This is a genomic window from Daejeonella lutea (assembly GCF_900168015.1).
Taxonomy (GTDB): Bacteria; Bacteroidota; Bacteroidia; order Sphingobacteriales; family Sphingobacteriaceae; genus Daejeonella; species Daejeonella lutea.
In genome coordinates this window covers 778,508-791,263 of record NZ_FUYR01000001.1, presented here as the reverse complement: position 1 = coordinate 791,263, position 12,756 = coordinate 778,508, and the positions used below count along the sequence as shown (strand labels likewise).

The 12,756-nt window shown below is 41.0% G+C and carries 15 protein-coding genes; 6 read left to right on the top strand and 9 right to left on the bottom strand.

Going from position 1 to position 12,756, the window contains the following annotated elements; genetic code table 11:
• Positions 1-4: 4 nt before the first annotated feature.
• Positions 5-913, bottom strand: a complete 909-nt coding sequence (gene hemF / locus B5X60_RS03435) for an oxygen-dependent coproporphyrinogen oxidase (protein ID WP_079701253.1) — start codon at positions 911-913, stop codon at positions 5-7.
• Between the two features lie 124 nt (positions 914-1,037).
• Positions 1,038-2,267 (bottom strand): MFS transporter, encoded by a 1,230-nt coding sequence (locus B5X60_RS03430; RefSeq protein WP_079701252.1) that lies wholly within the window; start codon positions 2,265-2,267, stop codon positions 1,038-1,040.
• Between the two features lie 143 nt (positions 2,268-2,410).
• Here B5X60_RS03430 and B5X60_RS03425 point away from each other — a divergent pair, with 143 nt between their 5' ends.
• The 3 genes from B5X60_RS03425 (at position 2,411) to B5X60_RS03415 (ending at position 4,988) form a co-directional block, all read left to right on the top strand.
• Complete coding sequence (locus B5X60_RS03425; RefSeq protein WP_079701251.1) at positions 2,411-2,896, top strand: DUF4442 domain-containing protein; 486 nt, start codon at positions 2,411-2,413, stop codon at positions 2,894-2,896.
• A gap of 64 nt (positions 2,897-2,960) precedes the next feature.
• The gene (locus B5X60_RS03420) at positions 2,961-3,584 is read left to right on the top strand and encodes an RNA-binding domain-containing protein (RefSeq protein ID WP_079701250.1); all 624 of its coding nucleotides are present in this window, start codon (positions 2,961-2,963) and stop codon (positions 3,582-3,584) included.
• Between the two features lie 33 nt (positions 3,585-3,617).
• On the top strand, positions 3,618-4,988 hold the full coding sequence (locus tag B5X60_RS03415) for an MATE family efflux transporter (RefSeq protein WP_079701249.1): 1,371 nt from the start codon (positions 3,618-3,620) through the stop codon (positions 4,986-4,988).
• Here B5X60_RS03415 and B5X60_RS03410 read toward each other — a convergent pair.
• From B5X60_RS03410 to B5X60_RS03390, 5 genes are all read right to left on the bottom strand, one after another.
• Positions 4,954-5,145 carry a hypothetical protein gene (locus B5X60_RS03410; protein ID WP_079701248.1) on the bottom strand — a complete coding sequence of 64 codons (192 nt, stop codon included), beginning with the start codon at positions 5,143-5,145 and terminating at the stop codon, positions 4,954-4,956. The two genes, B5X60_RS03415 and B5X60_RS03410, sit on opposite strands and share 35 nt — an antisense overlap.
• Positions 5,146-5,211: 66 nt before the next feature.
• Positions 5,212-6,051 (bottom strand): histone deacetylase family protein, encoded by an 840-nt coding sequence (locus B5X60_RS03405; RefSeq protein WP_079701247.1) that lies wholly within the window; start codon positions 6,049-6,051, stop codon positions 5,212-5,214.
• Positions 6,052-6,113: 62 nt separating this feature from the next.
• A complete protein-coding gene (locus B5X60_RS03400; RefSeq protein WP_079701246.1) occupies positions 6,114-6,926 on the bottom strand; it encodes a hypothetical protein in 813 nt (270 codons plus the stop codon).
• A gap of 75 nt (positions 6,927-7,001) precedes the next feature.
• A complete protein-coding gene (locus tag B5X60_RS03395) occupies positions 7,002-7,610 on the bottom strand; it encodes a DNA-3-methyladenine glycosylase (RefSeq protein WP_079701245.1) in 609 nt (202 codons plus the stop codon).
• Positions 7,600-8,082, bottom strand: a complete 483-nt coding sequence (locus tag B5X60_RS03390; RefSeq protein ID WP_079701244.1) for a GAF domain-containing protein — start codon at positions 8,080-8,082, stop codon at positions 7,600-7,602. Before B5X60_RS03390 ends, B5X60_RS03395 begins: the two co-directional genes overlap by 11 nt.
• 197 nt (positions 8,083-8,279) lie before the next feature.
• On the opposite strand from B5X60_RS03390, the gene B5X60_RS03385 reads away from it, so the two are divergent.
• From B5X60_RS03385 to B5X60_RS03375, 3 genes are all read left to right on the top strand, one after another.
• Positions 8,280-8,927, top strand: coding sequence for a DUF3291 domain-containing protein (locus B5X60_RS03385; RefSeq protein WP_245803460.1), 648 nt, complete (start codon positions 8,280-8,282; stop codon positions 8,925-8,927).
• Positions 8,924-9,172: a hypothetical protein gene (locus B5X60_RS03380; protein WP_079701242.1), complete on the top strand. Its 249-nt coding sequence runs from the start codon at positions 8,924-8,926 to the stop codon at positions 9,170-9,172. Before B5X60_RS03385 ends, B5X60_RS03380 begins: the two co-directional genes overlap by 4 nt.
• Before the next feature lie 290 nt (positions 9,173-9,462).
• Positions 9,463-9,993: a DUF6580 family putative transport protein gene (locus B5X60_RS03375; protein ID WP_079701241.1), complete on the top strand. Its 531-nt coding sequence runs from the start codon at positions 9,463-9,465 to the stop codon at positions 9,991-9,993.
• Between the two features lie 49 nt (positions 9,994-10,042).
• Here the strand turns inward: B5X60_RS03375 and B5X60_RS03370 are convergent, their stop codons facing one another.
• Together B5X60_RS03370 and B5X60_RS03365 are read right to left on the bottom strand one after the other, a co-directional pair.
• Entirely contained in the window at positions 10,043-10,732 is a 690-nt protein-coding gene (locus B5X60_RS03370; RefSeq protein WP_079701240.1) for an SIR2 family NAD-dependent protein deacylase, read from the bottom strand.
• An 88-nt stretch (positions 10,733-10,820) separates the two neighbouring features.
• The gene (locus B5X60_RS03365) at positions 10,821-12,719 is read right to left on the bottom strand and encodes a TonB-dependent receptor plug domain-containing protein (protein WP_079701239.1); all 1,899 of its coding nucleotides are present in this window, start codon (positions 12,717-12,719) and stop codon (positions 10,821-10,823) included.
• Positions 12,720-12,756 lie beyond the last annotated feature (37 nt).

Genomic DNA, 12,756 nt, shown 5'->3' with positions numbered 1-12,756 from the left:
AATCTCAAATCCAGTTAATTCCTTTTTTTAATAAAGCTAGCGTTTTTTCTTCTTCGGATCCGGGTTTCGGTTTAAAGTCGTATTCCCAATTAGCCCGTGGTGGCATACTCATTAATATTGATTCAACCCGCCCATTGGTTTCAAGACCAAATTTTGTACCGGCATCATAAACCAGGTTAAATTCCACGTACCTGCTGCGTCGCTGGTATTGCCATTTTTTATGTTGCTGCTCAAATGGCTTGTCTTTATTTCTTAAAATGAGCTCGGTATAAATCGGTAGAAATGTTCTTCCTACGGCCTTGGAGAATTCAAATATTTCATCCCATTCAAGATTAGTAGATTCCGGATTAAGCCGGTCGTAAAAAATACCCCCTATTCCCCGGGTTTCAGATCTGTGCTTGATGAAAAAGTAATCATCTGCCCATTGTTTGAATTTATAGTAGAAGTCGCTGTTAAACTTATTGCAAGTATCTTTCAGACTTTGATGGAAGAATCGGGCATCCTCATCAATAACGTAATGTGGTGTAAGGTCTATTCCGCCGCCAAACCATCTTAGCTCTTTCCCAGAGTCAGAGGCCATTTCAAAATAGCGTATGTTCATATGAATGATAGGAATCCAGGGATGATTGGGGTGGATCACGATCGATACTCCAGTCGCAAAGAAATCATCTTCATTCACGCCGAATGCCTTTTGTATGCTTTCGGGAAGCTTTCCTTCAACGGCAGAAAAGTTAACACCTCCCTTTTCGATAATATTGCCATGTTGAATTATTCGCGTCCTTCCGCCCCCACCTCCCTCGCGTGTCCACGATTCCTCTTCGAACTTTCCTTTTCCATCAGAAAATTCTAGACCTGCACATATCTCGTCCTGGATCTGTTTATAAGCATCCGCAATTTGTTCCTTTGTGATCATCGCTCAAAAATGATGTTTTTATCAGAGATTTAATTCTTAAGAATGGAATTTTGATAATGCGATGATTCGTATGGTCTCTCTCAACAGTGCTTCACTATATTTTTTTATCAGCGGAAAATCACTGTCAACTGATTTCCACATAGTCCAGGTCTTTTCCAAAGGTTTCCTTTAACTGATACAAGGCAATAAGCGCAATGGCAATCGAAATAAAACCTACTGTCAATGCGCTATTGATAATTCCCATGCTGCCTTTAAGGGCTGTGAAAGAAAGTGTTGCGAGTACCAACGAGCCTCGTACAAAATTGGGTACAGTGGTTGTAACGGTAGCTCTTAAATTCGTTCCAAATTGTTCGGAAGCTATGGTTACAAAGGTTGCCCAATAACCCGAAGAAAACCCCAGGAACAATGCAAGCCAGATAAATTGTTGCGCGGTCATTCCCTTTGCATTTAAAAAAACAACTATACTAACTGCGGTAAGCAATAAAAAGGTTAACATAACCTTCTTTCTTGAACGAAGCATCTGGGCCATGAAGCCGGCAACAATATCCCCTATCGCGATGCCAATATAACACCACATGATTCCTGTTCCCGCAGAAATCGGGTCAGTAGCATTAAGTTCTTTTCCGAATTCAGGAGAGAAAGTAACCAAAACACCTACCACAAACCAAAGTGGTATACCAATAAGTATGCAACTCAGATATTTACGGAACCTCGGGCCATCGTTGAATAACATGAATATATTACCCCTGCTCACTCCATCATTTTTAACATTTTTGAACATTCCGGATTCGGCAAGACCAACTCTCAAACCAAGCAGAAGTAATCCCATTACACCTCCAATTATGTAAGAGGTTTCCCAAGAATAATGTTCCCCAACCAAGGCTGCAGCTACTGCCCCCAGTAACCCTACTCCGGCAACAATCATTGTCCCGTATCCCCTGTTCTCTTTACTCATTGTTTCGGTTACTAGTGTAATACCTGCACCAAGTTCACCTGCAAGGCCAATTCCTGCAATAAAACGGACAATGGCATAGGCTGGAACGGAAGTTACAAAACCATTTGCCATATTCGCCAGCGAATACAATAGAATCGATCCAAAAAGAACACTTATCCTGCCTCTTTTATCACCGATTATTCCCCACAGAAGTCCGCCGAGAAGCATTCCAAACATCTGGCTATTGATAAGCATCGTGCCAACGTCAAGCAGATCAGCATCGGGAACTCCCAGAACTTTTAAACTTTTGACCCTGATCACTGAGAAAAGGATCAAATCATAGATGTCGACAAAATAGCCTAGGGCGGCAACGATTATGATAAGCCGTATATTTTTTGAATTAGCAGCAGTTTGATCCATACATTTAATTTAAGCGTTCAATCTACAAACAAAATTGAAAAACCAAAAACAGACCCCGAATCAAATACTAAAAGCCATGTCAGTCAAATCACATTATCATTCGAATATTTTTGAAATCACCTCGTTTTGCTGATATTGCACGTATGGTTGTTTCCGAAAATCTCCTTAAATGGGCAATGCGTCTGTACCCACCTTTGTTTTTCCAGCGTATTTGGGTTAAGGAGTTTGATAAAGGATTTACCGGTGTTCATGTGAAGATTTCGAAAAGTTTCCTCAATACCAATTATAACAACTCCATCTTCGGCGGAACAATTTTTAGCGCATCAGACCCTTTCTACGCCCTGCTGTTTGACCAATTGCTAAAACGAAAAGGATTCAAAGTTCGAGTATGGTTGAAAAGTGCGAATATTCAATACCTAAAGCCTGGCAGAACCAATTTATATTTCAAAATTTCGTTAACACAAGACGATATAAACGAAGCTGAGGAGGCATTAAACACTGTTGGTAAGTTTGTAAAGGCGTTTCCCTTGGAAATCATAAATTCGAAAGGTGAACTTTGTGCATCAGTAATAAACGAGGTCTATGTCCGGAACTTGTTTTCAGGTGAAGAACGTACAGTTGCTTATTGATTTGTGAAACTGTGAACGCTTCCGGGTGCAAGTGTTTCGTTGACGATAAAACAAGAGAATTCAAATGAAAATCAGAAAGCTCATTTTGGAAGGTGAAGGTGTCAGCCAGGATTTTAAGAAAAAGATCACCAGTTGCGAAAAGATAGCTAAAACGATGGTCTCTTTTGCAAATAATAAAGGTGGAAGATTGCTCGTTGGGATTTCTGATGATGGTACGATTAGCGGGGTAAAATCTGAAGATGAGGAAAAATACATGCTTACCCGGGCAGCGCATTTCTATTGTAAACCAGCACTAGATCCAATCTTTGAAGAAGTATACGTTGATGATAAAATCGTTCTGATCGTCGAAATCAAAAAAAGCGAAATGAAACCTCATTATGCACTCGGCGAGGATAAGAAATGGTGGGTTTATATTAGGGTAAACGATAAGAGCGTGCTTGCCAGTAAGATAGTTGTCGACGTCCTCAAACGCGAAAACAATGAACAGGGAGTCTTTCTGGAATACTCTTCAAAGGAAAAAGCTCTGCTCGAATATCTGGAAGAGCACGAACGGATCACCTCCAGAGAATACAGCCATATGCTCAATCTTTCACGACGCCGCACTCACCGTATCCTGGTAAACCTTGTCCTCTCAGGGGTAATCAGAATGCATACTACCGAAAAAGAAGAGTATTATACTGCTTCTTAACACACCAAGCCATACCCGTTTCGTAACACATCAATGGTAAAACGGATTTATTACAAGTATAAACCCCATTACAAAACTAACCTTAAACTGGCAATACCAGTGGTAATTTCGCAGCTGGGCCATACATTGGTACATACAGCTGATAGTATCATTGTAGGCCACTTCGCTGGTACTATTCCATTGGCCGCCGTAGCCCTTGTGAACAGTATTTTTATGGTTGTGGTTGTAATTGGTATGGGAATATCTTATGGCCTTACCCCACTTATTGCTCAGGAAAGTGGCAGAAAAAATTTTAAAGAGTGTGGAAAGTTGCTGGCGAATAGTTTAATTATCAATTCAATAGTGGGCATATTGCTTTATGTCCTCGTGTATTATGGCTCACTAGCCGTAATTGATCGTATGGACCAGTCTCCTGAAGTGGTTAGGGAAGCAAAACCCTATCTGTCCCTGCTTGGACTTTCAATCATCCCGCTTATGGTTTTTATGACCTTTAAGCAATTCGCGGAGGGTCTTGGTTTTACGAAACAAGCAATGATGATTTCATTATGGGGCAATCTGTTTAACATTTGTCTTGGGGTGATATTCGTCAAAGGACTTTTTGGAATCAGTCCGATGGGTGTAAGTGGTGTGGGCTGGAGCACGCTAACGGACAGATTGATTATGGCGATTGTGATGGCGATTTACGTAATAAGATCGACACATTTCCGAGACTACCTTGGCTCATTTGCCATAAAGTCTATCGACGGTATCCGATCTTTAAGCATTTTGAAGATCGGTGCACCTGTTGCAATGCAATATACCTTTGAGGTCAGTGCTTTTAGTGCTGCAGCAATATTCATCGGAACCATAGGGGCTGTTGAGCAAGCCGCACACCAGGTAGCTATAAACCTTGCTTCCATGACTTACATGATGGCAAGTGGAATTTCATCGGCGGCAACGATTAAAACAGGTAATAATTTTGGCAGGGAAGATTACATGACCCTCCGACTTTCAGCTATTTCGAGTTATCATATCGTGCTGGGATTTATGGCAATAACGGCAATAATTTTCATTGGTTTAAACCAGTATCTGCCATGGATCTATACTTCAGACCGATCTGTCATAGCAGTTGCGGCTCAACTACTTATAATAGCAGGGTTCTTCCAGCTATTTGATGGAACACAAGTTGTTGGATTAGGAGTTTTAAGGGGAATCGGCGACGTAAATATCCCTACAATAATCACTTTCGTCGCTTACTGGATTATTGGTTTACCTACCGGTTACTATCTTGGGATAAGCCTTGGCCTGGGTGCCAATGGAGTATGGTACGGACTAACTGCAGGGCTTTTAGTTTCGTCAGGGCTACTTTTCCTGAGATTCCAGTATTTTTCTAAGAAACTGGTTCAACTAATTCATAAAGAATAGATGCAACCGGAATTTTGATTTCATTGTAAATCTCAGATTGCATTTTCTTGAGCCTTTCGTTGTGATCTTCCAGGCGGTCGTTAATATTCATATACCTGATCAGATCGCCTGTGCGAGTGTCAATAAAACGGTAACGTGTAAAGAATTGCTTTTCCATAATGCGAATCTACAATAAATTAATTGAAAATCAGCATTTTACCAAATATAAACTATATTAAAACTATTATAAAAAAAGATCCCCTGCCACCCTAAATGTATTGCAGTGAGCGTCAACTATATGCTTTATATTCGGAGAGTACCCGCCACCCATACTGATCTGCACAGGGATAGCGTGTTCCTTACATAGCCCAAGCACCATTGCATCGCGCTTCATACACTCTTGAATCGAAAGATTTAACTTCCCCAGTTTATCGGTTTCCAAAACGTCAACGCCGGATAAATAAAAGACAAAATCCGGTTTGAAGGTTAATAATATGTCACATAAGTGAATGTAAAGTAAAGTGACATAACGGAGGCCATTGGTACCATCCTCCAGTCCTAAATCCAGATCAGATTTCTCTTTCCTGAACGGGAAATTGCTTTCCGCATGCATCGAAAAGGTAAAAACCCGATCGTCCCTGGCAAATATCTCCGCTGTACCATTGCCCTGGTGCACGTCCAGATCAATAATTAAAATACGACTTGCCAAAGCATTGTCAAGTAGAAAATTTGCCGCTATAGCTTGATCATTGAGCAAGCAAAAGCCCTCTCCCCAATCGGAGCCGGCATGATGTGTGCCCCCTGCAACGTTCAAAGCAACTTTGTTTTTGATCGCATGAATTGATCCGTTTATTGTGCCCTGTGCAATTCGCATTTCCCTTTCAACTAACTCACGAGAAAGCGGAAAGCCGATCCTTCTGATCTCTGCAGGACTTAATGTCAAATCCCTCACACGCTCCCAATACGACTTACTGTGGGTTCTTAAAATCGATGATTCATCAACCGGATCAGGTGAATGAAGATCACTAGCGGAAATTAGGCCCTCGTGCAAAAGCTGCTCTGGTATAAGTTCGTACTTAAGCATCGGAAAACGATGCCCCGCTGGCAGAGGGTGCGCGTATATTGGATCAAAAGCGATGTAAAGGCTCAGGCTGATTTTGATAAAGGTTGAGTTTTGAATTTACCTGGCCGGAATAAGCGGATCAATAAGGCAATAACAATGACAATAAACGCGCCCCAGGCTGCATTAATCACATTTTGATATTGAATTTCGTCTACCTGCTGGCGCTTTAATGCAATCCCATACAAGGCCCAAAGAATAACCAGCCCAAAGAAAAAGTTCCGGCGGACGAATATTATAAAGAAGGAAAGCAGCGTGGCTACCCCAATCATAATAATTACCCAGTTTATCGATGAAATACCAAAGCCGCTCCAGTTAATTGCTACCAGGAATGCGCTCACATTGGCGATTGTCGCAATACAAATCCACCCAAAGTATATGCTCAATGGGAATTGTGTAAATACTTTACTGGATAACTCTCTTTCAGGGTTAGATATATGTGCCCTAACGCTGATCATGGTCAGGGTTACCAGCTGGATGATGATTAACAGTAATGACAAACCAATGGCTTCATTTACCCACGCTACAAGCCATGCCCCGGTAGCAAGGGTATTGATGATAAACAGTATACCGATAGCCCTGATATCGAAATCAGCCTGCTCCTGTTGGTTAGAATTAAATGCCTTTACCATATGGTAAATACAAAATGCAATTAGTGCAAGATAAATAAGCCCCCAAATGGCAAATGTTAAGCCTGCCGGGGCGAATAATGTCTCATACTTTGCTGACACCTGACCAACATCAAGGGAAGAGAGTTGTTTATTTTGTGCCAGATAAGATAAGCTCAGCATTATTGTAAGGCTCACTGTATTCAGGATGGCTAAAGATTTAGTTGTCATATCTGTTGAAGAATATTAAAAACCATAACATGAATTATACTAAAATGTTCAATGTTGCATACTGGCCTTGTAAAATTACATTCTTGGACGGCTGACAAATTGGTTTCCCTTTACGGAAAATCGCCATGGAATTGTTTTATATGGACCGTCGAAATTCATCCCAACTCGTGCAGATGCCACAACCTCATCATCAGCAAAGTTTTTCCCTTCGTCGGTGATCCATACAACGTCCCCTTGAAGGTCGGTTCCATTATGAAGCTTATTCAGTCCCAATGCTTGCGCCAATGCGCCTGGGCCCTGGCAAAGCCGTTGGTCCTGGCCATAGATGCGCCTTCTATCGCGCATAATATCAAGTCCCTCAATAGGTTCAAGAGCTCGTATTAAAGCTGCATGAGACATGCCTTCCTTCCCGGTTACTATGTTTACCATATCATGAATACCATAACAAATGTACATATACACGACACCTCCCGAGCTGTACATCATTTCGTTTCTTGGTGTTCTCTTATTGTTATAGGCATGAGAGCCCCGGTCATCCGGGCCCCGATAAGCTTCTGTTTCAACAATAATTCCCCCTGTCAGCTGCCCGTCGATTAGTGAATACAAGTTCTTACCAAGTAAAGCCCGGGCAACACTAATGACGTCATCCTGCTTATAGAAACTTAATGGCAACTTATTCTTCATTAAAATCAATGAGATTAACGATCATCGTCAGGTATTTTTCGTCAGTTTCATCAAAAGTGTTTAAATCGGCACTATCGACATCAAGAACGGCTACTACTTTACCGAATCTATGTAACGGAATAACAATTTCTGATTTGGAAGCCGAGCTGCATGCAATATGGCCTGGAAAGCTCTCTACATCCGGGACGATTATCGTCTTATCCTGTTCCCAGGATGACCCGCAAACACCTTTTCCCTTTTTTATACGAGTACAGGCTACCGGACCCTGGAACGGACCTAATACCAGCTCATCATTCTTTATCAGGTAAAACCCTATCCATAAAAATCCAAACTGCTCTTTAAGAGCTGCACTAATATTTGCCAGGTTCGCAATTAGATCTGGTTCACCTGAAAGCAATGCTTTAATTTGGGGTATAAGTGATTGGTACTGATCAGTTTTTGTACCCTGTATGATATTTAAGTCTTCAGCCATAAAGCAAAATTAGCAATGGACCATCAATAAGAAGCAATAATTAAGTCAATTTCATATCTTTTTGAATAAACACCTAAAGAATAAATTTCGATGGTTTACCTTTGGCCACTGTATCACAATTCCCTGGATCAAAAATGATCGTTTCCCTGACTATAATAAGGTATAGACCAATCCTAGTTCCTTTCGCACTTTTGGCTATGGCAATTCACCGCATTCCGCTCGCTATAGATAAAAAGTGCTCTTTCTGGAAGTTAATGGGTTCGGGTAGAAACGGGACTTTCGACCTCAATCCGGATTGGCAGCAGTGGGCGTTATTGGCAGTTTGGGAAGATAAACAAGACTTTGAGAATAGTTCATTTATTCAATCCTGGTGGAAAACATTTACCTACGAAAAGTGGACAATTTTCATGGAGCCTTTAAATAGTCATGGAAAATGGGATGGAAAAGAACCGTTTAGTTTTACTGAAAATGCTAAACCTGCGGATGGTCCCGTTGGCGTTCTGACTCGAGCTACAATTCGCTTCAATAAGCTAAAATCTTTCTGGAAGAATGTAGATCCGGTTGCTAAAATTATGGAAAAGGCTCCGGGCTACATAACATCTGTAGGAGTTGGGGAAGCACCTTTCTTTCGCCAGGCTACTTTTTCAATATGGGAAAGCATGGATACTATGAAAGCTTTTGCTTATGGATCTATAGAACATGGAGAAGTCATTAAGAAAACCCGACAGCAAAATTGGTATAGCGAAGAGCTTTTTGCACGGTTCCGTATACTTTGTTCCGAGGGAACTTTAAATGGCAATAACCCAATGGATGGTATTACAACTAATAAAATGGATGAATTATGAGAGTAGTAGCCGAATTACCACACCCGGATTGCAAGATCACGATCTTCTCGATGAACCAAAAATATATTATAAAACTTGAGAAGGGGAGTTTTGAACAGATCTATAAACTAGCAGAACTTGATATTCCCGAAGGTACAAACGGAGTTTTTCAAATCCTGGATGAAGACTTTATGAAAACTGCAGCCGAAAGATTTGACCAAATGAGAGCCGATTTTCATGCTGCATTCAAAAGGTATGATAGTTAAATATACCCGTTCGTACGAGTAAGGTATATCCTATAACAATCTCATTATCATATCTCTTTCGTTAAGGCCAAATTTAATTTTGCTAAAAAGGCCATCCCATACCAGTTACCGCCTTTCGATATAAACAAACACTAATCATAACTTTATCTATCATTCTGACTTAGTGTATTATATCTTTACTAACAAAATAATGTTTTGCCATAGGTTATTGCCAAATCATTGCAGAATAGACGTTAAATTTTAATTTTGATTGCTTGAAAGGCAAAGGAATTTTTTAGTATTTTTGAACTATGAAAATCAACTCGTCACGTTTTATCGTTTTAACTTTATTAGTTATTCTGGCAGCGTTCAGCCGTGCCCTCCCACTGGTCGTCGATCATACCTGGAATTTTACAGCAGTAGGTGCCCTGGCAATTTTTGCAGGTGCTCAATTTAATGACAAGCGCCTTGCATTCATTATGCCTTTGGCGGCGATGGCCCTTGCTGATCTGCTCTTTTTAAGAAACGGGTTCAGCCTGTTGGTTTACAGTGGATTTATTGCCATGGTAGCCTGTGGTTTTTTAATCCGAAATAAGGTCAATACAATGAACGTGATCCTGGCATCATTCATAAGTGCATCGGTATTTTATTTAATTACCAACTTTTCATTCTTCTACCCTGTAACCTTATATCCTCGTAATTTTGCAGGAATTATCGCTTCTTATACCGCAGCGCTACCATTCTTCAGAAATATGCTTTTAGGTAACCTCGTTTATTCAGCAGTTCTTTTCGGAAGTTTCTACTTATTATCGAAACGTTACCCAGTGCTTGCAAAAGCATAATTGTAAAATATAATAAAAAAGCCCGTCCTTTTAAGAAGACGGGCTTTTTTTATGCCCCAGTATTTAGCAGGCGGGCGACCAGCTTCGGAACTCCCAGGGAAGCCGGTTCGATTATTCGTTCCACATCACCGGGCACCGACGTTTCGTTCAGATCTACAATGAATTTTAACGCATTTTTCGGTACCAGGTCGATTAGCCCCGCAGCCGGATAAACCTGCAAAGAAGTACCAATGACAATAAATATGTCAGCCGTATAACAGATTTCCGCTGCTTTTTCTATCATCGGGACCGCTTCACCAAACCACACGACATGTGGTCGCAATTGAGATCCCTGATCACAAAGGTCCCCCATTTTTAACTCCCAGCCTTCTATATCGTACGTGAGGTTTGGATTGTTGTTAGATTGAGATTTAGTGATTATCCCATGCAAATGGACGATTGTAGAAGAACCCGCCCGCTCGTGAAGATCATCAATGTTTTGTGTTATGATAGTTACGTCGTATCCCTGTTCTAGCTTGACGAGAGCACGATGAGCATCGTTGGGTGCTGCTTCCCGAACAGACTTTCTGCGTTCATTATAAAATTGCTGAACGAGAACGGGATTCCGCTGCCAGGCCTCTGGTGTGGCAACATCGTAAACGTTATGACCCTCCCAAAGTCCGCCGGCGTCGCGAAATGTCCTCAGTCCACTTTCTGCGGATATCCCGGCACCTGTTAATATTACAGCTTTCTTAAGCATTGAAATTCATATTTATACAAAAATAGCGATGGATTTGATATCCACCGCTATTTAAATTTAAGGAGTAAAATTATGTATTCTGAAAGTGTTAACGAAAGTCAAGTCTGAATCCCGCATTGAAATTTAAGCCTTTAGTATTATAACCGCTGAAATCAACATAGTTCTCATCTAATAAATTCTTCACATCAGTAAAAATGGTAATCCTTTGTGTCGCTTTAAACTGCGCATACAAATCCACCATATTGTAAGCTTTCATCTCAGCGTCAATAGTTTTAAACGTGGAATTATCGAAGTAACGATCTTGCCTGTCTCCAGTAAATTTATAAATCAGGTTGAAGCTCAAAGCCTCACTTGCATCAAAACCAGTATTTAAGCCGAAGGAATCCTTTGGACGTCTGAATAGATTAAACGTTTGGCTGGCTGGTGTTGTTACTTCACCGTCCACATGGGCATAAAAGGCCGTTAGATTTAGCGATGTTATTGGCCTGTAGCCAAGTTCAACTTCGAATCCTTGATCTTTTTGATTGTTTTGATTAATGTACCCGAACACTCCCGGTGTAACCTGTCCAAAATCAATTACCTTATCAATATCACGTTTGAAGTATGAAAACGCAAAATTCAGGTTTGAGGTAAAATTAAAATCCAGGCCAGCTTCATAAGTAACGGATGTTTCCGGCTCTAAGTTCAGGTTACCATACTGCGAAAACAACTGATAAAGAGACGGCACCCGGTAAGCTGACGAAACATTAACGAACACCTTATACCGTTCGGCAAATAAATATGAAGGGTTGATGGTGTAAGTGAAATTACTTCCATACTGGCTATGGTCGTTCATACGACCGCCAAGTTCCGCCTGAAAGCCACTATTTGACCGTACAAATAAAGACGTGAAAAGGCTTTTAATATTATTATCAGCAAAAAGTGGGGGGCTGAATGTATTATGCTGGTGAGTTTTGGAAAAACGATAACTGGCACCGCTGGCTATATCGATATTACTATTGAAAGCATAATTAAAGTTGGCTTCCAGATGGCTTATTTTACCGCTATTATTGGTGATTGAACCATTATTGTTGTACCTGTTCCTGACATTGTTCTGGCTAACATTGAAACCGATCGCTCCTTTGTCAATAGTATACTTACCTCCCAGCCCAGCTAGTAACGCAGTCTTATCATACGTGTAGTTTTTGGCGTCAGCGAAGGCACCATTGTCTAAATCAGCCTGGTTATTATTACCCTGGAAATTCCCGCTTAGCCTGAATTTATTGGAGAGCTGTTGCCCCAGGTTTAACGATACTGATTTTTGATGAAATCCATCTTTATCAAAATTTGTTTCGCCCTTGCCGGGTGCAGCAGTTGAAAAGCTTTTTGAATCCAAATTAGAAGCATTAAAGGCTACTGATGTAGTTCCAATTTCACCATTCAATCCTAATACCTGTTTATAAGTATCATAGCTTCCACCGGTTGCGAGCAAACTTGCCGCTAATTTACCCGCACCTTTCTTAGTAATGATGTTTATCACACCAGCCACGGCGTCTGAGCCGTACAAAGTTGAGTTTCCGCCCTTTAGAATTTCTACACGTTCAACCTGATCAACCGGAATGGCTGATATGTTATATTCACCCGTTATTTCAGAAGCGTCATTTACTGGAATTCCATCGATCAGTATCAAGGTGTTGGCAGCTGAAGCACCGCGCAAATAAACAGATTTAACATCCCCCGGGTTGTTGCCGTTTCCTCCAATTGTAATTCCGGCAATATTGTTTAATACTTCTGGAAGAGTTCTGCCCTGGCTTTTGCTTAAGGTTTCAGCTGTGATAACCCGGGCAACTTTACCAATTTCCGAGATTTTTTTGGGTGAACGGCTGGCGGTAACTACCACTTCCCCGAGTGTTTCAGGATTACGATCCTGTGCAGATGCATTGCTGTAGAGCAATACAAATTGTGCAAGGCCGAGCCCTGCTGCAACGTAAAATTTTGTTCTTTTCATTTTGTTGTGAGTTAATTATCCCACAGCAAACAGATAA